Origin of the sequence: Streptantibioticus ferralitis (assembly GCF_029223525.1) — a bacterium.
In the GTDB taxonomy this organism is placed as follows: Bacteria; Actinomycetota; Actinomycetes; order Streptomycetales; family Streptomycetaceae; genus Streptantibioticus_A; species Streptantibioticus_A ferralitis.
Window position 1 is genome coordinate 91,615 of record NZ_JARHTQ010000012.1, and the last position, 19,676, is coordinate 111,290.

The following is a 19,676-nucleotide window of genomic DNA, read 5'->3' on the forward strand; positions in this document are numbered from 1 at the left end:
CGCCGCCGCGGGTATAGCCACTTGTTAAGCCTTCGTCTTCCCTACCTCTCCATGGTGGACCAACGAGCGACCGAATGCGCGGCAACGGCCCCGGATGGAGCAGACTCGGTCAGGTCCGTACGCGGTCGCGCCCAATCCCGTCAGGTCCGGGCGAGCACCGCGGGACCCGCGACCGTCGGCGTCCCCGCCAGCCGTGCGTAGACCTCCAGCAGCGGCCCCGACTGGGTCTGCCAGGACCACTTCCCCAGCATCGGCGAGCGCTGGTACGCCCTGCGGTAGCGCGGGCGGTTGGTCAGCACCGCGCCGACCGCGCGGACGAAGTCGGCGGTGTCCGCGGCGCGGAACACCTCTCCGTTGCCGAGTGACAGCGTGGCGGCGGCCATCACCCGTACGTCGCTGACCACCACCGGCAGCCGGGCGTGCGCGTACTCCAAGTAGCGGGCGGCGAGCCCGACTTCATGGTGCGGCAGATGGTGCACCGGTACCACGCCGATGTCCGCGGAGGCCAGGTACCGGGCGATCTCCTCGGGCGGCACGAACGGCAGGATGTGCAGCCGGGAGGCCACCCCCAGCTCCGCGGCGCGCTCGATGAGGGTACGGACGTATGCGGCGCCCGGATCGGGCACCACGAACGCCGCGTGCAGGTCGTACAGCTTGGGCAGCGCCTCCACGGCGGTGAGCAGCCCGCGCTCCGGGGCGACCGCGCCGCTGTGTACGAGCAGCGGCACGTCCGGGCCGAGGCGGCAGGCCGCCCGCACCCCGCCGACGTCGCGCTGCTCCGAACGCTCCTGGTATGCGGGGGCGTTGAGCACCACGGCGGGCGGCACCGGCAGTTTGTGCCGGGTGCGCAGCTGCTCCGCGTAGGCCTCGCACACCGTGACCACCGCATCGGCCCCGGCGGCGTGCGCCCGTTCGTCGGCGTCCCGGGCGGCGGCCGCCCGGCGCGAGCCGGCCGGACCGAGCGCGGCGCACTCGTCGGCGTCCCACACCACCTTCACCGACCGTCCGGCGGCCTCCGCCCGTACCGCTGCGCGCAGCGCTACTCCGAGCACCCGCCGCCCGCGGGCGTGGATCAGCTGCGGGCGCCGCTCGTCCAGTACCGGGCCGTAGGCCGCCTCCAGGTCGAGCAGCAGCGGTTCGAGACGGCGCCAGGCACGCCGGGCGGGCATCAGCCGGGACAGCGCGGTGGCCAGGTCGTCCAGGAAGCCGTCGGGGACGCGGCGGCGCCGCACCGCCGCCTGGTACTGGGCGGAGCGCGCCCTGGTCCACGCCCGGCGCACCTCGTACCGGGCACGGGCGAGGGAGTAGGCCGCCCGGGCGGCGGCCTGCCGGACCAACGGCCGATACATCACGCCGAGTTCGGCGGCTCTGGTGCCCAACAGCTGTTCGCGTACCGCGAGTTGCGCGGTGCGGTAGCGATGCGCCTCCGCGCAGCGGTACGCCAGCGGCCAGCGCAGGCCCGGTCGTGGTCTGCGGATCCGGTGCCGGCGCAGGGTCTCCGGTACGTCGACGGTGATCACCGCGACGCCCTTGAGTACCGGTGCGGGACGGCCCTCGGCGCGTCCGATGAGCGTGACGTCATAGCCAGCGTCGGCGGCCGCCCGGGCCACCCGCTGTGCTCGCGAGTCGTTCCCCAGTGTGCTGTCCGCGAGAACCGCGATCCGCGTGGTCATCCGCGGTGTGCTCCCCATGAGAGAAGGGAACACGGCGGCGGTGATCACCGGATGGCGGGCGTGTGGCGCCGGGTTGAACGGGTCACGGATAGGTATCGATCGCGGCCCGGCGCTGCGCAGGGCATTGCGCGATCACCCACGGCCGTACTTCTCCTCGGCCTGCCAGCAGACCATCAGGCCGGTCACCAGCGCCGTCACCGCCCATGCCCCGGCCAGCAGCCAGGCATGCGGGGTGAGCTGCGGGTAGCCGTTGAGCAGCGCGTGCCGGGCGAGCTCGATGTACAGCGCGCCGGGGTTGGCCTCCAGGATGAGCCGTACGATCCGCGGCGCGTGCCCGGTGACCTTGGCGATGCTGTAGAAGACGCCGCAGGTGTACATCCAGGTGCGCAGCAGGAACGGCACCAGTTCGCCGATGTCGTGGTTGCGGGCGCCGATGCGCGCCATCAGCATCCCGCAGCCGAGGTTGAAGACCGTCTGCAGCGCGAGCGCCGGAATCAGCAGCAGCCAGCGCGCGGTGAACGGCTCGCCGGTCGCCAGCACGATGCTGACGACGATGCCCATGGACAGCACAAGTTGCTGGAGCTGTACGAGAGTTGAGGCGATCGGCAGGCAGGCGCGCGGGAAGTGCATGGCCCGGACCAGTTCGATGCGGTTGGAGATCGACCAGGTGCCGGAGGAGATGGACTCCCGCGAGTAGGTGAAGACGAACATGCCGACGGACAGGAAGGCGATGTAGTTGTCGCCGGTCCCGGCCTTCTTGTCGAGCAGATAGCCGAAGATCAGCCAGTACACCGCGACGTTGAACAGCGGCGTCAGCACATGCCAGATCTGGCCGAGGCGGGCCGTCGCGTACAGGGCCGTCAGCCGGGCGCGGGCGTAGGCGACGGTGAAGTGCCGTCTGCCCCACAGCTGTTGGAGGTACGCGGGCAGGGAGGGCCGTACCACGGCCGGGGTCAGCCCGTACCGGGCGGCCAGCTCCTCGGCCTGGCTGGACGTCAGCCGGGCGGCGGGGGCGTCGATGGCTACGGTCATGAGGTCACCGCCACCGGGTTGCGGATCGCGCCGAGCCCGTGGCGGCTGCGGGCGGCGCTGGTGATGCCGGACAGGAAGCCATGGGCGCGCGGCGAAGCGCCGCTGGTCAGCCAGGTCGGGTCGACCTCGCAGACGGCGACCTCCACACCGGTGCCGTCGAGTGCGAGCGGCAGGGTGTGCACGACCGTGGACGGGAAGCTCAGCAGGCGGGCACCTATCGGCCCGCGCCGGGCGACGAGTTCCAGCGGCAGGTCGGGCCGTACGATCTCCAGCCCGGTCTCGGCGGACAGCCGCCGCAGTTTGTCCTCGCGCTCCCGGCGGTGCGCGAAGTAGCGGGTGGCGCCGTGCGCGGCGGCGATCCCGCGGACGGCGGCGAGGTAGGCGTCCGGTTCGACCACGCCGGTCTCCACCAGCGAGGTCCCGATCAGGTCCGCGCCGCGCCGGACGGCGGGCGGGCCGAAGCGGGCCCGGGTCCACGCCAGGTGGTTGACGTGCAGCCGGGTACCGGGCGGCGGTGTGACCGGCATCGAACTGAACAGCTCCACCCGGCGGTTGGGTCCCGCGGTCAGCCGCCGCCGGGCGTTGGCGGCGACGGCGGCGAACGCGGCGTCCCGCAGGCCGCGTCCCGCACGGTGCCAGCGCACCAGGCGCTGCCCGTCGGCGATCAGCGCCACGAACTCCATGGTCGCCGTTCCGTCGTCGATCACCACCAGGTCGCGGGCCCGGGTCAGCGGGAGCAGCGTCTGCACGAAGCGCGAGAACGGGTCGCCCAGCACCAGGCGCTTGGCGCGCAGCAGCAGCGGCGTCAGCCCCGCGAGGGTCCGTACCGGCCCGGCGGTCGCGGTGCGCGGCTCGCACCACCGCAGCGCCAGCCCCTCGTCCCGCGCCAACTCCGCCATCCGCCGCAGCTGCCCCCGGCTCATCGGGTCGCGCGGCGGCAGGACGACGACGGTGCAGTCGGCCACGCTCAGCGCCCCGGCGGTGCGCTGGGCGTGCACCCACTCCAGCAGGTTGAGCAGCTGCACCGGGGACTCGATGAGGGCGAGCGTGCGCAGCCCGCCCCCGCCGTCCGCGACGGCGCCCTGATCGCCCGCGGCACGGGGCCCCGGAACGGCGGCGGCCCCGCCGGCTGGTGAACCGGTCACGCGGAGACCGGCTCTCGTCCGGCTGCCGAGGCCTCCTCGGCCTCCGCCACCACACCCGCGACCCGGCGCAGCTTCTTCATCGGGCCGAGCTCGCCCTCGTACACCCGCTTCACACCGTCGCCCAGCGACTGCTCGACGATCCGGATGTCGCGGACCAGCCGCTGCAGGCCGGAGGTCTCCACCGAGGCGGCCTGGTCGGAGCCCCACATGGCGCGGTCGAGGGTGATGTGGCGCTCGACGAAGACGGCGCCGAGGGCGACGGCGGCGAGGGTGGTCTGCAGACCGACCTCGTGGCCGGAGTAGCCGATCGGCACGTTCGGGTACTCGGCCTGCAGGGTGTGGATCATGCGCAGGTTGAGCTCCTCGTGCTTCGCCGGGTACGTCGAAGTGGCGTGGCACAGCAGGATGTTGTCGCTGCCCAGCACCTCCACCGCGTGCCGGATCTGCCTGGGGGTGGACATGCCGGTGGACAGAATGATCGTGCGGCCGGTCGCCCGCAGGGCGCGCAGCAGTTCGTCGTCGGTCAGGCAGGCCGAGGCGACCTTGTGCGCGGGCAGGTCGAACTTCTCCAGGAACTCCACGCTCGGCACGTCCCACGGCGAGGCGAACCAGTGGATGTCGCGCTCACGGCAGTACTCGTCGATGGCGCGGTACTCGTCCTCGCCGAACTCGACGCGGTGCCGGTAGTCGATGTACGTCATCCGGCCCCACGGCGTGTCACGCTCTATGTCCCACTGGTCGCGCGGGGTGCAGATCTCCGGGGTGCGCTTCTGGAACTTCACCGCGTCGCAACCGGCCGCGACGGCGGCGTCGATCAACCGGTAGGCGTTCTCCAGGTCGCCGTTGTGGTTGATGCCGATCTCGCCGGTGATGTACACGGGACGGCCGGTGCCAACGAGACGCTCGCCGATCGTGCGCATACGGTGGGGGGTGGTGGTCACGGGGGACGGTCCTTTCATGAGCGGGGGTTCGGGGGCACGGCCCCCGGAGAGTCACCTGCTGCCCCCAGCGGGGGGCATGCGGTGTCGAGTAGTGGGGCGAGGGCACGGGCACGGGTGAGGTCGGCCGGTTCGTCGATCTCCAGCACCCGCGCGGCGTCGGTGCGCACCAGGGCGGTGCGTCCGAAGAAGCGATGGCCCGCCTTACGGAATCCGGGCACCCGCATCGCGTAGGCGGCGCCGGTCTCCAGCAGGTCCTGCGGGCGGTCCTGGCGGCGCGGGCGGACGGCCTTGTCGTGGTTGACACCGTGGGCGTCGCCGCCCTGGCGCCACAGGAAGCCGTGGAACGGTGCGACGGTCAGTGCGGTGTCCGCGCCGTCCTCCAGCACCGCGGCCACCACGCCCGTCACGTCCTCGGTCGCCAGGAACGGGCTGGTGCACTGCACCAGCACCACGACGTCGACGACTTGGCCGTGCATCGCCTCGTACGCGTCGAGCGCGTGCAGTACGGCCGCCTCGCTGGTCGCCGTGTCACCCGCGATGCCCGGCGGCCGAGCCACCACCTCGGCGCCCGCCTCCCGGGCCGCCTCGGCGATACCGGCGTCGTCGGTGGACACGATGACGGCACTGACGTTGCGCGCGGCCCCGCAGGCCCGCGCCGCCCGCGCCACCAGCGGCACCCCGCCGACCTCCGCCAGGTTCTTCCCGGGCACGCCCTTCGATCCGCCGCGAGCGGGAATGACGGCCAGCACGACGGGCTCGCCGACCGCGCGGCGGGAAGGGTCCTGCGCCGCGGCGGAGACCGGCGGTCGCGAGTCGGCCTGCGCCGAGGTGCCCGTGGGCTGCGGCTGCCCGCCAACCGCCGGACCACGATCTTCTGGTTGCGCGCCATCGCGGCGGGAAGCAAGGTGCGCCGAGGCGTCCGTGGATCGGCGCAGTCGGGTGACCGTGACCCGGCGAAGAGCCGTCGGGAGAACCCAAGCGGCGAGAGCGTCACTCACAGTTGCCCCCAGCGGCGGATGGCGGGCGCCACGCGTTGGACGCCCTGGCGGTAGAGGGTGCGGGCCGCGTTGCGGGTCAGCTCGTGGAGCGTGCCGCGCAGTCGGCCGGGTGCGGCGGGAGCCGGTGCGCCGGGCAGCGGTTCGCCCTTGGCGTCGAGGTGGTGCCGGGCCAGTACGCCGGGCAGGTAACCGGGCGCGGTCTGCGGCGTGTAGTACGGCCGCGGCGGCGGCAGTTGGGCCGCGCCCGCCAGCTCGGCGACCCGCTCGCGTACCGCCCGGAACGGGTCGTCGGCCGTGACGCCGTGCCGCCGCAGCCATCCGTCGTCGGCGCGGGGCAGCAGTCCGGCGTCCAACTGGTCCCAGGAGGCCAGGCAGCCGGAGCCGAGGAAGTGGTGGTTGCCGAGCGCCTCGCGGACGCCGAGGTCGGTGAGGACGGCGGTGGGGATGCCACGGTGCATCGACTCCAGGGCGGCCGTGGAGCTGACGGTGACCAGCAGGTCGGTGCCGTCGAGGACCTCGCCCATGTGCCCGTACCCCAACCGCAGGTTGGACGGCAGTTCACGCCGTGCGGCCAGCTTGGGGTAGGGGATCTCCTCGATGTGCGTGGTGTGCTCGCCCGGCTTGCTGCGCAGTTTGACCAGGACCTGCCGGTCGCCGTGCGCCACGGCGTGCCGCACCGCCCGCTCCAGCAGGTACTCGCGGTCGCGGCGGCTGTCCGGCACCGAGGGCTGGGCGGCGAAGACCACGGTCAGCGGCCGGTCGTCGGACGGCTGGTAGGGCGCGCCGTCGAGGAACGGCAGCGCGCTCTCCACAACGCACTCGTGGTCCGCCCCGACGCCCTGGTACACCGCGCGGAAGCGCTCGGCGTCGTGCCGGCTGTTGGCCAGCACCACATCGGCACCGTGGCGTAGCAGCAGACCGTCGGCGAGCTTCTCGTAGACCACCCCGACGTACCCGGTGACGATCACCGGCCGTCTGGTTCGCCCCTGCCAGGCGCGGGCCAGGCCGTGCAGCATGGCCTGCACGGTGCCGCCCACGCAGGCGAGCACGATCACATCGGCGTTCTCCCGGTCTGTCTCCGCCAGGAACTGACTGGCCGTCACCTCGCGCATCGAGTCGGCGGGGACGCCCACTTCGACCAACTGCCGGGTGGTCGGAGTGGCCCGACCGCGCAGCAGTCGCGCGTCAAGACACGCGTCCTCGGCAATTCGGCGGGCGGTCTGGGCGCCCCATTTCCAACGCGTGTCCGAATCAGCGAGTACGGTGATCTTTTTTACCGGGGTGGCACTGGTTGGCACGACAGCAGACCGTAGGAATCAAATCAAAGCGGTGGGCATACAGGGCCGCAACAAATGGTTAACAGCGTGCCGACGGCAGGGGGATTCACTGTTTGACGCGGCTGGTTCACGGCCCTGCCACACGTCGTTCACCCGACGGTTCGCAGCTCGCAATCCCAAATGGCGACCCGTTGCATAACGTTCCGCAAGTGGCCAAGCTCTCCGTCATCGTGCCGTTCTACAACGTGCAGCCATTCGCACCTGACATGCTGAGAAGTCTGGTATCGAATGCCCGCACGGATTTTGAATTCATTCTGGTCGACGATTGTTCGACCGACCGGACGCCGGAGATCCTGGAACGCGCCGCGAACGGCGCGGTGCCCGGCGCCAGGCTGGTACGGCACGAGCGCAACAGCGGACTGGCCACCGCCCGCAACACCGGCCTGGACGCCGCCGAGGGCGAGTACCTCGCCTTCCTCGACGGCGACGACTGGCTGGCCCCCGGATACCTCGCCCGACTCCTGGCCGCCATCGAAGGCTTGGGCTGCGACTTCGTCCGCACCGACCATGTGCAGTGCACCGGCAGGGAACGCGTCATCCACCGGGTGCCGGACGGCCGCCGCGGCGAGGTGCTCGACCCACGCGACGCGATCCTGCCCGCGGACACCTCGACCTCCGTCGACTACCCGTACGCCTGGGCCGGGATGTACCACCGCAGGCTGAAGGACGCCGGGTTGCTGCACTTCCCGGACGGGCTGCGCACCGCCGAGGACCGCCCCTGGATCTGGCGGCTGCACCGCAAGGCCGAGTCCTTCGCCGTGCTCGGCCTGCTCGGTGTCTTCTACCGGCGCGGTGTCGCCACCTCGCTCACCCAGATCGGCGATGTGCGGCAGCTCGACTTCATCCGGTCCTTCGACCAGGTGCTGGCCGAGACGGCGCAGGACCCGCGCGCCGACGAGTTCCTGCCGAAGGCGGTGCGCACCTACTGCGCGATCATCGCCCACCACCTCAACAACATCGAACGCTTCGAGCCCCATGTCGCCCGCAAGCTGCGGGCGTTGAGCATCGCCGCGATGAAGCGGATGCCGCAGGAGCTGCTGACCGCGGCCCTGGACTCCATGGACCTGGACCGCTCGCTACGGCTCAGGCGGCTGCGCCGCATGGACCGGCTGCTGCCGACCCGGAACGCGAACGCCCGCCCGTCGCAGGGCGCCGAAGAGGAGGCGGCGGCCTGATGGCGCGTACCCAGATCTTCATGGCGTCCACCCTCTACGGCGCCGCCACCTTGGCCGCCGCGCTGGACGCCGACTGCTTCCGCCCGGCGCACCGGCGGATCCTGCTGGTCAGCAACAACGCCTCGGTGCCGGAGACCACCCCGCCGCTGGACCGGATGCCGGGCTTCGCGGCGCTGCGCGACCGCTTCGACCGTGTCCTGTCCTGGAACGAGGCCATCTCCCCGTTCCACCCCGGCGGTTGGACGCCGCGCCCGGACGACGTACCGCTGTGGGAACGGCATCTGCGGCTGCTGTGGCAGCTGGGGGACGACGAGATCGAGCTGGCCGTGGAGTCCATCCAGGTCGAACCGGCCCTCGCCGTGGTCCAGCTCTTCCCGGCCGCGCCCATCGACGTCTACGCGGACGGCCTGATGAGCTACGGCCCCACCCGCAACAAACTGGAGCTGCTGGTCACCAGCCGGATCCGGCGCCTGCTGCACCTCGATCTGGTACCGGGCCTCACCCCGCTGCTGCTCTCGGAGTACGGGGTCAGGCCCGAGATCGTCCCGACCGGCGCCTTCACCGCGGTACTGGCGGAGGTGGCCGCGGCCACACCGCGGGACGGGGAGCCGGTCTCGGCGGACGGTCCCGCTCTGCTGCTCGGCCAGTACCTGTCCGCTCTGGAGATCCTCACGCCCGAGGAGGAGGAGCGGCTGCATGTGCGCATGCTGCGGGGTGTGGCCGCGCGCGGGCACCGCAACGCGGTGTTCAAACCGCATCCGATGGCGCCCGCGCACTGGCCGCATCTGCTGGAGAAGGAGGCCGCGGAGCTCGGAGTGGAGTTCACCGTCTGCGACACTCCGGGGCTCGCCGAGGTGCTGTTCCAGCGCCTGCGGCCCGCGCTGGTCGTCGGCTGCTTCTCCACCGCCCTGGTCACCGCCTCCGAGTTCTTCGACCTGCCGGTGGCCAGCACCGGCACCGGGCTGCTGCTGGAGCGGCTGTCCCCGTACCAGAACAGCAACCGCGTTCCGGTCACCATCGCCGACGCCGTGCTTCCGCCGCTGGACGAGCGCGACCGGGCATCCCGTGGCGGTTCCGCCGAGCCGCTGTCCGTCGCCGAACTGACCGCGCTGCTGCGGGCGGTGGGCTACTGCATGCAGTCCAAGGCGTACCCACGGCTGCGCGATGACGCGATCGGCTACCTGGCGAAGAACCTCAACGCCGGCACACGGCGGTACTTCAAGCGCCGTCGGCTCACCTCGCTGGCGCTGCCCGGCGGCGTGCCGTCCCAACTCGCCTTCCTGCCGAAGAACCGCACGGTGCGCCGGGTGGTACGCCGGGCCCGCGTGCTGACCTCGCGCGTCTCCGACCGCCAGGCGGGCGCCCGATGACCGCCCCGCAGATCACCTCGGCACCGGCCGACGGGTCCGCCGCGACCACGGCCTCGGCTCCCGTCGCGGCACCCGGTACCCGGCGCTCCGGGCGGCTGCGGCCGCTGGACGGGTTGCGGCTGATCGCGGCGCTGTCGGTGTGCGCGTACCACTACGCGGGGCGCGGCGGTGACATCACCCGCGCCTGGGGTGCCTCCCCGCACAAGCTCTTCCCCAGCCTCGCCGGACCGGCCTCGTACGGCTGCCTCGGGGTGCAGCTGTTCTTCGTGATCAGCGGGTTCGTGATCTGCATGAGCGGCTGGGGCCGCTCGCTGACGTCCTTCGCCGCGTCGCGGGCGGGTCGGCTGCTGCCCGCCTACTGGGCCGCGATCTTGCTGATCACCTTGGTCTTCGCCCTTCCCTGGGTCGCGCTCCACCCGGTCTCACCGAGCGACCTGCTGACCAATCTGACGATGCTTCAGATGCCGGTGGGCGCCAAGCGGGTGCTCGGCGTGTGCTGGACACTCTGGGCGGAGCTGCGCTTCTATCTGCTGTTCGCGCTCTGCGTGATCTGGCGCGGCGCCACCCGCCGTCGCGTCCTGTTGTTCTGCACGCTGTGGACGGCGGCCGCCGTCTTCGCCGACGCCGCGCACGAACCGCTGCTCCAGCAGATCCTGATGCCCGACTACGCGCCCTTCTTCGTCGGCGGCATCGGCCTGTACCTGGTGTACCGGTACGGGCATGACGCGACCGGCTGGGCCGTCGTCGCCGTCGGCTGGCTGCTCGGACAGCACTACGCGGTACGGGAGTTGGTGCAGCCCGCGCATGCGGCGGCCTTCCACCATCGCACCCAGCTGACGGTCATCGCGATCGTGACGCTGGCGTTCGCGGCTGTCGCCGTGGTCACCCTGACCCCGCTGAGCCGGATCGACTGGCGCTGGCTGACCACCGCGGGCGCGCTGACCTATCCGTTCTACCTGGTGCACGAGCATCTGGGCTGGGCGGTCATCCCCACCCTCCACCATGACCTACGGCTGCCCGCACCCGTCGTACTGGTGGCCACGGCAGCGGGCATGCTGGCCCTCGCCTGGCTGCTGCACATCGCGGTGGAACGCCCGCTGACCCCACGGATCAGGCGAGCCCTGCTGACCGCCAAGCGGTAGGAACGCGAGGGGCGTCGGGGACTTGCCCCCAACGCCCGCTTCTCCCCGCCGCGACGGCGAGCGGCCACGGCGCCGGAGCTCGGCGGAACCGAACCGGTCACAACCGGCCGATCCCGCCAAGCCGCAAGCCCAGCCGCAGGCTAGAACGCGTCGGTGGGCACGTACGCTCCCCAGACCCCGCGGAGCGTGTTGCACACCTCGCCCACCGTGGCCCGGGCGCGCAGCGCCTCCTTCATCGGGTACAGCACGTTCTCGGTCCCCTCGGCGGCGCCGCGCAGCGCCGCCAACGCGGCGTCCACCGCGGCCTGGTCGCGGGTGGCGCGCAGCTTCGTGAGGCGTTCGGCCTGCTGGGCCTCGATCGCCGGATCGACGCGCAGCGGCTCGTACGGCTCCTCCTCGTCCAGCTTGAAGCGGTTGACGCCGACCACGACCCGGTCGCCCGCATCGGTCTCCTGGGCGATGCGGTAGGCGCTGCGCTCGATCTCGCTCTTCTGGAAGCCGTGCTCGATCGCGTCGACCGCGCCGCCGAAGTCCTCGACCCTCCGCATCAGTTCCACCGCGGCGGCCTCGACCTCGTCCGTCATCCTCTCGATCACGTAGGAGCCCGCGAACGGGTCGACGGTGGCGGTCACATCGGTCTCGTACGCCAGCACCTGCTGGGTGCGCAGCGCCAGCCGGGCCGACTTCTCGGTCGGCAGGGCGATCGCCTCGTCGAAGGAGTTGGTGTGCAGCGACTGGGTACCGCCGAGCACGGCCGCCAGCCCCTGGACGGCGACCCGGACCAGGTTCACCTCGGGCTGCTGCGCGGTGAGTTGCACACCCGCGGTCTGGGTGTGGAAGCGCAGCATCTGCGACTTGGGGTTCTTGGCGCCGAACTCATCCTTCATCACCCGCGCCCAGATCCGGCGGGCCGCACGGAACTTGGCGACCTCCTCCAGGATCGTGGTGCGCGAGACGAAGAAGAACGACAGCCGGGGCGCGAAGTCGTCCACGTCCATCCCGGCGGCGATCGCGGTCCGTACGTACTCGATGCCGTCGGCGAGGGTGAACGCGATCTCCTGCGCGGGGCTCGCCCCGGCCTCGGCCATGTGGTAGCCGGAGATCGAGATCGTGTTCCACTTCGGGATCTCGGTCTTGCAGTACGCGAAGATGTCGGCGATCAGCCGCAGGCTGGGCTTGGGCGGGAAGATGTAGGTGCCGCGCGCGATGTACTCCTTGAGCACATCGTTCTGGATCGTGCCGGTGAGCTTGTCCGCGGACACGCCCTGTTCCTCGGCGACGAGTTGGTACAGCAGGAGCAGCAGGGCGGCGGGGGCGTTGATCGTCATCGACGTGGACACCTTGTCCAGCGGGATGCCGTCGAAGAGCACCATCATGTCGTCGAGCGAGTCGATGGCGACGCCGACCTTGCCGACCTCGCCGGAGGCGATGGGCGCGTCGGAGTCATGCCCCATCTGGGTGGGCAGGTCGAAGGCGACCGACAGCCCCATGGTGCCGTTGGCGATCAGCTGCTTGTAGCGGGCGTTGGACTCGGTCGCGGTGCCGAAGCCCGCGTACTGCCGCATCGTCCACGGCCGCCCGGTGTACATCGAGGGGTACACACCGCGGGTGTACGGATACGAGCCGGGCTCGCCCAGCTTCTCCTGCGGATCCCAACCGGCCAGGTCGGCGGGCCCGTAGACCGGTTCGATCGGCAGCCCGGACTCCGTCAGTCGGTCGCTGCCCGAATCGCGCCCCATGCTCTACGCCTCCCGCTGTGGATACCGACACCCTGGTTACGCACGGGTAACCGTCCGTCCTCGCAACGGACTGCAGTGGCGGGCGTACAAGCCGTGGAGCCCCGCAGGCTGGGACCTCGCTCACAGCCCGGCGCTCTCGCTCACAGCCCGGCACTACGGACAGCATGCCGCGCCCGGCGTCATCACGTCACAACGTAGGGGTGAGAGGCGCGAAAGGTGGGGTCGCCGCCTGACGACGCGGGTGGGGCGGGGGGAAAGGCGCCCCACCCGCGTCAGGCGCGGACCAGCCGGTAACGGGGGAACCGGCACGTCCGCGGGCCGATGACCAGTCGACCCGTAAGCAACTGCGCCGGGTGGTTGAAAAGTGTTACAGCGACGTTCGCGGCAGGTGTCCAGCGCGGAGCGGGGCCGTCTGGAAGCGGCTCCGGCTCCGCCGACGGGGGCGCTACGTCGGCCACGGCACGGTCGGGCCGTGGCCGGTTGCGGAACGCCGTGGCGCCGGGACGGCGGCGTGCGCGGAGAAGCGGAGCCGGGTGAGCCCGCAACGGGGTCAGCGGGACGGCTGCTGGAACAGCTGGTTGGTGCCGTGGCCCTTGCCCCCGCCATTGCCGCTCGGGTTGCCGTTGCCACCCCCGTCGCCGTTGCTGCCCCCGTTGCCGCCGCTGCCGCTGCCGCTGCTGCCGCCGCTGCCGGAGCCGTTCGTGCCGTGGGAGTTCTTGTCGCTCCCGGAGCCGAGACCCAGCCGCTGACGGCAGTACGCGTCGATGGCCTGCGGGCCGCCCGCGTCCTTGGCCAACCACTGCAGCTCGTTGCCCTGCAGCGCGGCACCCCCGCCGGCCGCGAAGTAGGCGCGGCACAGCGTGTCCGGGTCGGAGGTTCCGGAGCCCTGGTCCCAGTTGCCCTTGCCGTGGTCCTGGTCACCCGGCTTGGAGCCGTTGGTCCCGCCCAGCACGCCCGGCACGCCGGATGCGCCCGGCGACTGGGACGGCGACTGCGTACCGGCGGTGGCGCCCTTCGAACCGGAGGAGGCGCCGGGTGACGTGGGCACGGTCGAGGGGAGACCGCTGCCCCCCGATTCCTGCGGCACCTCGCTCCCGTCCAGCGACGGCGCCTGCGAGCCGCCCGAGACCTCCGGCGCGGGGTCACCGCTGCTGAACGGCGACGAGATCACCCCGGTACCGGCCGCCGCCGCGACCCCGCCGACCAGCGCGGTCGCGGCGAAGGCGGCCGCCACCGCGACCTTGGCCGACCCCGAAAGACCCCGCAGCCGGCGCAGCCGCCTCGGCCGCTCGACGGCTCTGGCCGGGGCACCGGCGCGGGCGGGAGCGCGCTCGGCGACGGCCGCCTCGGGGGGAAGTGGCGCACTGATCGCCGTCGCAGTGCTCGACTTCGCGGCGTACTCCGCCCCGGTATGGGCGGGTTCGACCGGAGATGTCGCAGCGTGCGGCATGGCCATGACCGCGGCGGATGCCGCCTCGGCAGGCGCCGCCACCGCGGCCTCGTCGCGGGCCGCACGGAAGGCCGCCAACACCGCGTCCTCACGGGTCTGTTCAACGGCCGAGCGGTCGACGGCCGCGGCCAACAGCTCGGTGAGGGCCCGGACGGTGGTGGTTCCGTCGCGTCCCTTTGCCCCGGCGTCTCCGGCGTCCCCGGCGTCTCCGGCATTGACTGGTTCGCCGCTCAGCAGACGCTCGGCGGCTTCCTCGTCCAGCCAGTCATGGCGGCTTCCGCTCATCTCACGTCCTTCTGCGTCGGCGCGGCCGCAAACGTCACACCGCCGTCCGTCCCAATGCCCCCCGCACCGTCCTCCATCAGCTCCGCCAACCGCCGTAGTCCGCGGTGCGCGGCCGTCCGTACCGCACCCGGTCGTTTGCCGAGCACCTCCGCCGCACCCTTGGCGTCGAGTCCGACGACCGCGCGCAGCACCACCGCTTCCGCCTGGTCCACCGGCAGTCGAGCTATCAGCGCCATGGCGCGCCCGGTGGCCAGTGACTCCAGGGCCTCCCCCGCCGTGTCAGCGCGGTCCGCGATGCCGTAGAGGACCGACTCGTCAGCGCTGACGGCGGGCCTTCGGCCAACACGACGCAGGTGATCGAGTGCGCGGTTCCGCGCGATCGTCGCGGTCCAGCCGCGGAACCTGTCCGCGTCCCCCGCGAACCGGCCGAGATCACGAGTGATCTGCAGCCATGCCTCGGACGCCACGTCCTCGGCGTCCACATCCCCGACCAACGTGCGTACGTACGCGAGTAGACGAGGGTGGACGGTGCGGTAGACGGTGCGGAAGGCAGCCTCGTCGCCGCGCTGGGCGGCGGCTATGGCAGCCGTCACCCGCGCTTCGTCCGTGTCCTGGTCAGCCCCCACCACGTGCCTCATCATGCCCGATCCGAACGCTTGCTCCGACTACCCATCCCGAACCCGGTGCTACCGCACCTCTCCTCGGGATGCCCCGGCGCCCGAGGCGCACACCCGGGTTTCCGGTTCGTCCCGGCGCGGCGGGTGTGACACTTTCGCGCCGCCTGACGCTGTCTTGAATAAGCGACGCGCAGAACGGCGCGCGCCGCGAGATGGCGGTCGGAGACGCTCCTGTGGGGGGAGGCGACTCCGGCCGCCTCTGCCGTTACGGCCGCGCGGCCGCCCCTTGGGCGTGACGCCCGCCGACTCCCCACTACCAACTCTCCCCCAACGCCAACACTCGGGCGCCGCTCTCGTCCACTTCGCGGCCGATTCCTCTCCCGTACGAGTGAAATTCGCACATCTGGCGGTCAAGTGCGCGCATCCGCCGATACGTTGTCGGCGTCCCCTTCTCCGGCATCATCCTCTGCCGCTCCCTCGGGTCATCTCGCCCGTTTTTTCGCATCATTTCCGTCATCGCATCAGGAGTCCGAAGCTGGCCAGCGACCTTCCCGGAACGTCGGCGCCGATACCGCGGCAGAACCGCGGCCTCGGCAGCACCGTCACAGGACTCGCGGCGCTCAACCACGCCGCGACCGCTGCCGCCGAGACCGCGCTGCTCACCTGCTGCGGCTGTCGCCAGTGGGCCCGCCGAATGGCCGCGCACCGCCCGTACCCCGATCTGGGCGCGCTACTCGCCGCCGCGGACCAGGCCGCGTACGACCTCGCCGCGGGCGATCTCGCCGAGGCGCTGGCCTGCGAGGAACCGCTCCCGCTCCCCCAGGGCGGCGGCCTGGCGGCGCACACCGCGCTGCGCGTCGGACTCGCCGAGTACCAGCGGCGTTTCGGCCATGCCTTCGTCATCTGCCTTGACGCCGTTCACCCGGACGAGCACCTCGACCATGTCCTCGCGGGCCTGCGCCTACGGCTCGGCAACACTCCCGAGGAGGAACGTGCCGTCGCCGCCGACGAACTGCGCGCGCTGGCCCGCGGCCGCCTCGCCCAGCTGGCCCGGCCCTGCCCGCCCGTCGGCCCGCACCCCGGCGGTCCGCACCATTAGGGGGAACACGCCGAGTAGGGGGAACACGCCGGGCACTCTAGGCCGCACGTGCGGGATCGATCACACCTGACCGACCCCGGAAGCGATGAGCCGGAACGCGTCGCTACGATGTCGGGGGCCGGTGGACCATACCCGGCCGGGCCCGACCGACACCGAAGCCGGCAGGTCCCTTAATCCCGTATCCGGAGGGTTTCCGTGCCGGCTGGAACGCTGTACCGCGGCCGGGAAGGCATGTGGTCCTGGGTGGCTCATCGAGTCACCGGCGTCCTCATCTTCTTCTTCCTGTTCGTACACGTCCTCGACACCTCGCTCGTTCGTGTGTCTCCGCAGGCCTACGACAATGTGGTCGCGACCTACAAGAACCCCATCGTGAACCTGATGGAGTACGGCCTGGTCGCGGCCATCCTCTTCCACGCCTTGAACGGTCTGCGCGTCATCGCGGTCGACTTCTGGTCCAAGGGGCCGAAGTACCAGCGCCAGATGCTGTGGTCCGTGGTCGGTATCTGGATCGTGTTGATGGCCGGGGCGTTCTACCCCGTCCTTGACCACACCCTGCGCACTCTGTTCGGGAGCTGAGAATGTCTGCCGAGACCTCGACCCCCGCGGACGCCGTGGAGCTGGCCGGAGCGGGCACCTACAGCCCGGACAACCCGGCACCGGTCATCGAACCGCCGCGTACCCGCACCAAGAGCACGCCACGCGCCACCCGCACCAACTTCGAGATGTACGGCTGGCTGTTCATGCGGCTGTCCGGCATCGTCCTGGTGGTGCTGGTCCTGGGCCATCTGCTGATCCAGCTGGTGCTGGACGGCGGCGTCACCAAGATCGGCTTCGCCTTCGTGGCCGGCCGCTGGGCCTCGCCGTTCTGGCAGATGTGGGACCTGCTGATGCTGTGGCTGGCGATGCTGCACGGTGCCAACGGCCTGCGGACGGTCATCAACGACTACGCCGAGCGGGACAACACCCGGTTCTGGTTGAAGATGCTGCTGTACACCGCCACGGTGTTCACCGTCTTCCTCGGCACGCTGGTGATCTTCACCTTCGACCCGAACATCCAGTAGACCCGGGGCTGACGCGACCATGCAGATCCACAAGTACGACACCGTCATCGTCGGCGCCGGCGGCGCCGGCATGCGCGCGGCCATCGAGTCGACCAAGCGCAGCCGTACCGCCGTGCTGACCAAGCTGTACCCGACCCGCTCCCACACCGGCGCCGCGCAGGGCGGTATGGCCGCCGCCCTCGCCAACGTCGAGGAGGACAACTGGGAGTGGCACACCTTCGACACGATCAAGGGCGGTGACTACCTGGTCGACCAGGACGCCGCCGAGATCCTGGCGAAGGAGGCCATCGACGCGGTCCTCGACCTGGAGAAGATGGGCCTGCCGTTCAACCGGACGCCGCAGGGCAGGATCGACCAGCGCCGGTTCGGCGGTCACACCCGCAACCACGGCGAGGCCGCGGTGCGCCGCGCCTGCTACGCGGCCGACCGCACCGGCCACATGATTCTCCAGACGCTGTACCAGAACTGCGTCAAGGAGGGCGTGGAGTTCTTCAACGAGTTCTACGTGCTCGACCTGCTGCTCACCGAGGTGGACGGCGTCAAGCGCACCGCGGGCGTGGTGGCGTACGAGCTGGCGACCGGTGAGATCCACGTCTTCCAGGCGAAGGCCGTGGTGTTCGCCTCCGGCGGCACCGGCAAGTTCTTCAAGGTGACCTCCAACGCGCACACCCTCACCGGTGACGGCCAGGCGGTCGCCTACCGGCGCGGACTGCCGCTGGAGGACATGGAGTTCTTCCAGTTCCACCCGACCGGCATCTGGCGGATGGGCATCCTGCTCACCGAGGGCGCCCGTGGTGAGGGCGGCATCCTTCGCAACAAGGACGGCGAGCGCTTCATGGAGAAGTACGCGCCCGTCATGAAGGACCTGGCCTCCCGTGACGTCGTCTCCCGCGCGATCTACACCGAGATCCGCGAGGGCCGCGGCTGCGGCCCCGAGGGCGACCACGTCTACCTGGACCTCACGCACCTGCCGCCGGAGCAGCTGGACGCCAAGCTGCCGGACATCACCGAGTTCGCCCGCACCTACCTCGGCATCGAGCCGTACACCGACCCGGTGCCGATCCAGCCGACCGCGCACTACGCGATGGGCGGCATCCCGACCAACGTCGAGGGCGAGGTGCTGGCGGACAACACCACCGTCGTGCCGGGCCTGTACGCGGCGGGCGAGGTGGCGTGTGTCTCGGTGCACGGCGCCAACCGTCTGGGCACCAACTCGCTGCTGGACATCAACGTGTTCGGCCGTCGGGCGGGCATCGCCGCCGCCGAGTTCGCCTCCCGCAACGACTTCGTCGAACTGCCGGAGGACCCGGCCTCGCTGGTGGTCGACCAGGTGGAGTCGCTGCGCGACGCGACCGGCAACGAGCGGGTCGCCGAGATCCGCAAGGCGCTGCAGGAGACCATGGACACCAACGCCATGGTGTTCCGTACCGAGCAGACGCTGAAGCAGGCCGTCGAGGACATCGCCGAGCTCAAGCAGCGTTACAACAACGTCAGCGTCCAGGACAAGGGCAAGCGGTACAACACCGACCTGCTGGAGGCCATCGAGCTGGGCAACCTGCTCGACCTGGCCGAGGTGCTGGCCGTCTCCGCGCTGGCCCGCAAGGAGTCGCGCGGCGGCCACTACCGCGAGGACTACCCGAACCGCGACGACGTCAACTTCATGCGGCACACCATGGCGTACCGCGAGGTTGGCGAGGACGGCGCCGAGTCGATCCGCCTCGACTACAAGCCGGTCGTCCAGACCCGCTACCAGCCGATGGAGCGTAAGTACTGATGAGCACCCCTACGCTGGACAAGCACTCCGCCGCCCTGGACGCGGCCGAGAACACCGCTTTCGAGCAGATCACCATCACGCTGCGGGTCCGCCGGTTCAACCCCGAGGTCTCCGACGAGGTCACGTGGGTCGACTACCAGCTGGAGATGGACCCCAAGGAGCGCGTCCTTGACGCACTCCACAAGGTCAAGTGGGAGATCGACGGTTCGCTGACCTTCCGCCGCTCCTGCGCGCACGGCATCTGCGGCTCGGACGCGATGCGCATCAACGGCCGCAACCGGCTGGCGTGCAAGACGCTGCTGAAGGACATCAACCCGGAGAAGCCGATCACGGTCGAGCCCATCAAGGGCATGACGGTCCTGAAGGACCTCGTGGTCGACATGGATCCGTTCTTCCAGGCGTTCCGCGACGTCATGCCGTTCCTGATCACCAAGGGCAACGAGCCGACCCGGGAGCGCCTGCAGTCGGCCGAGGACCGCGCGCGGTTCGACGACACCACCAAGTGCATCCTGTGCGCCGCGTGCACGTCGTCCTGCCCGGTGTTCTGGAACGACGGGCAGTACTTCGGCCCGGCGGCCATCGTCAACGCGCACCGCTTCATCTTCGACTCGCGTGACGAGGGCGCCGAGCAGCGCCTGGAGGTCCTCAACGACAAGGAGGGCGTGTGGCGTTGCCGCACGACCTTCAACTGCACGGACGCCTGCCCGCGTGGTATCGAGGTCACCAAGGCGATCCAGGAAGTCAAGCGCGCGCTGATCACGCGCCGCTTCTGATCGCCTCGCGATCGACCAGGTGAGGGTCCCGTTCCCATGTGGAACGGGACCCTCGCTTGCGGGAG

At 71.0% G+C, this 19,676-nt stretch carries 16 protein-coding genes and 1 pseudogene; 8 read left to right on the forward strand and 9 right to left on the reverse strand.

Features of this window, described 5'->3' with window-relative positions:
- Positions 1-140 precede the first annotated feature (140 nt).
- The 6 genes and pseudogenes from P2L57_RS19750 to P2L57_RS19775 form a co-directional block, all read right to left on the reverse strand.
- Entirely contained in the window at positions 141-1,673 is a 1,533-nt protein-coding gene (locus P2L57_RS19750; RefSeq protein ID WP_275816304.1) for a glycosyltransferase family 4 protein, read from the reverse strand.
- 132 nt (positions 1,674-1,805) lie between these two features.
- The gene (locus tag P2L57_RS19755; protein ID WP_275816306.1) at positions 1,806-2,705 is read right to left on the reverse strand and encodes an ABC transporter permease; all 900 of its coding nucleotides are present in this window, start codon (positions 2,703-2,705) and stop codon (positions 1,806-1,808) included.
- Positions 2,702-3,850, reverse strand: a complete 1,149-nt coding sequence (locus tag P2L57_RS19760) for a hypothetical protein (protein WP_372515784.1) — start codon at positions 3,848-3,850, stop codon at positions 2,702-2,704. Before P2L57_RS19760 ends, P2L57_RS19755 begins: the two co-directional genes overlap by 4 nt.
- A complete protein-coding gene (locus P2L57_RS19765) occupies positions 3,847-4,770 on the reverse strand; it encodes an N-acetylneuraminate synthase family protein (protein ID WP_275816531.1) in 924 nt (307 codons plus the stop codon). Before P2L57_RS19765 ends, P2L57_RS19760 begins: the two co-directional genes overlap by 4 nt.
- A gap of 56 nt (positions 4,771-4,826) precedes the next feature.
- Positions 4,827-5,540: pseudogene (locus P2L57_RS19770) on the reverse strand (acylneuraminate cytidylyltransferase family protein); the annotation flags it as partial.
- A 245-nt stretch (positions 5,541-5,785) separates the two neighbouring features.
- The gene (locus P2L57_RS19775) at positions 5,786-7,087 is read right to left on the reverse strand and encodes a DUF6716 putative glycosyltransferase (RefSeq protein WP_275816308.1); all 1,302 of its coding nucleotides are present in this window, start codon (positions 7,085-7,087) and stop codon (positions 5,786-5,788) included.
- A 188-nt stretch (positions 7,088-7,275) separates the two neighbouring features.
- Here P2L57_RS19775 and P2L57_RS19780 point away from each other — a divergent pair, with 188 nt between their 5' ends.
- From P2L57_RS19780 to P2L57_RS19790, 3 genes are read left to right on the forward strand one after another with little or no spacing between them, the layout of a single operon-like run.
- A complete protein-coding gene (locus P2L57_RS19780; protein WP_275816310.1) occupies positions 7,276-8,301 on the forward strand; it encodes a glycosyltransferase family 2 protein in 1,026 nt (341 codons plus the stop codon).
- Positions 8,301-9,671: a polysialyltransferase family glycosyltransferase gene (locus P2L57_RS19785; RefSeq protein WP_275816312.1), complete on the forward strand. Its 1,371-nt coding sequence runs from the start codon at positions 8,301-8,303 to the stop codon at positions 9,669-9,671. Before P2L57_RS19780 ends, P2L57_RS19785 begins: the two co-directional genes overlap by 1 nt.
- Complete coding sequence (locus tag P2L57_RS19790; RefSeq protein ID WP_275816313.1) at positions 9,668-10,813, forward strand: acyltransferase family protein; 1,146 nt, start codon at positions 9,668-9,670, stop codon at positions 10,811-10,813. The genes P2L57_RS19785 and P2L57_RS19790 overlap by 4 nt, the downstream gene beginning before the upstream one ends.
- 140 nt (positions 10,814-10,953) lie before the next feature.
- Here the strand turns inward: P2L57_RS19790 and P2L57_RS19795 are convergent, their stop codons facing one another.
- The 3 genes from P2L57_RS19795 to P2L57_RS19805 form a co-directional block, all read right to left on the reverse strand.
- Positions 10,954-12,552: an acyl-CoA mutase large subunit family protein gene (locus P2L57_RS19795; RefSeq protein ID WP_275816315.1), complete on the reverse strand. Its 1,599-nt coding sequence runs from the start codon at positions 12,550-12,552 to the stop codon at positions 10,954-10,956.
- Positions 12,553-13,102: 550 nt separating this feature from the next.
- Complete coding sequence (locus P2L57_RS19800) at positions 13,103-14,287, reverse strand: hypothetical protein (protein ID WP_275816317.1); 1,185 nt, start codon at positions 14,285-14,287, stop codon at positions 13,103-13,105.
- Positions 14,284-14,916, reverse strand: coding sequence for an RNA polymerase sigma factor (locus P2L57_RS19805; protein ID WP_275816319.1), 633 nt, complete (start codon positions 14,914-14,916; stop codon positions 14,284-14,286). The genes P2L57_RS19800 and P2L57_RS19805 overlap by 4 nt, the downstream gene beginning before the upstream one ends.
- A 10-nt stretch (positions 14,917-14,926) precedes the next feature.
- On the opposite strand from P2L57_RS19805, the gene P2L57_RS40800 reads away from it, so the two are divergent.
- The 5 genes from P2L57_RS40800 to P2L57_RS19830 all read left to right on the forward strand — a co-directional run bounded on the left by P2L57_RS40800 (position 14,927) and on the right by P2L57_RS19830 (position 19,611).
- Positions 14,927-16,003: a 2-oxo-4-hydroxy-4-carboxy-5-ureidoimidazoline decarboxylase gene (locus P2L57_RS40800; protein ID WP_372515786.1), complete on the forward strand. Its 1,077-nt coding sequence runs from the start codon at positions 14,927-14,929 to the stop codon at positions 16,001-16,003.
- Between the two features lie 195 nt (positions 16,004-16,198).
- Positions 16,199-16,579, forward strand: coding sequence for a succinate dehydrogenase, cytochrome b556 subunit (sdhC, locus tag P2L57_RS19815; protein ID WP_275816321.1), 381 nt, complete (start codon positions 16,199-16,201; stop codon positions 16,577-16,579).
- A gap of 2 nt (positions 16,580-16,581) precedes the next feature.
- Positions 16,582-17,064 carry a succinate dehydrogenase hydrophobic membrane anchor subunit gene (locus tag P2L57_RS19820; protein WP_275816323.1) on the forward strand — a complete coding sequence of 161 codons (483 nt, stop codon included), beginning with the start codon at positions 16,582-16,584 and terminating at the stop codon, positions 17,062-17,064.
- Between the two features lie 19 nt (positions 17,065-17,083).
- Positions 17,084-18,838 (forward strand): succinate dehydrogenase flavoprotein subunit, encoded by a 1,755-nt coding sequence (gene sdhA / locus P2L57_RS19825; RefSeq protein WP_275816325.1) that lies wholly within the window; start codon positions 17,084-17,086, stop codon positions 18,836-18,838.
- On the forward strand, positions 18,838-19,611 hold the full coding sequence (locus tag P2L57_RS19830) for a succinate dehydrogenase iron-sulfur subunit (protein ID WP_275816327.1): 774 nt from the start codon (positions 18,838-18,840) through the stop codon (positions 19,609-19,611). The genes sdhA and P2L57_RS19830 overlap by 1 nt, the downstream gene beginning before the upstream one ends.
- The last annotated feature ends 65 nt before the right edge of the window (positions 19,612-19,676 follow it).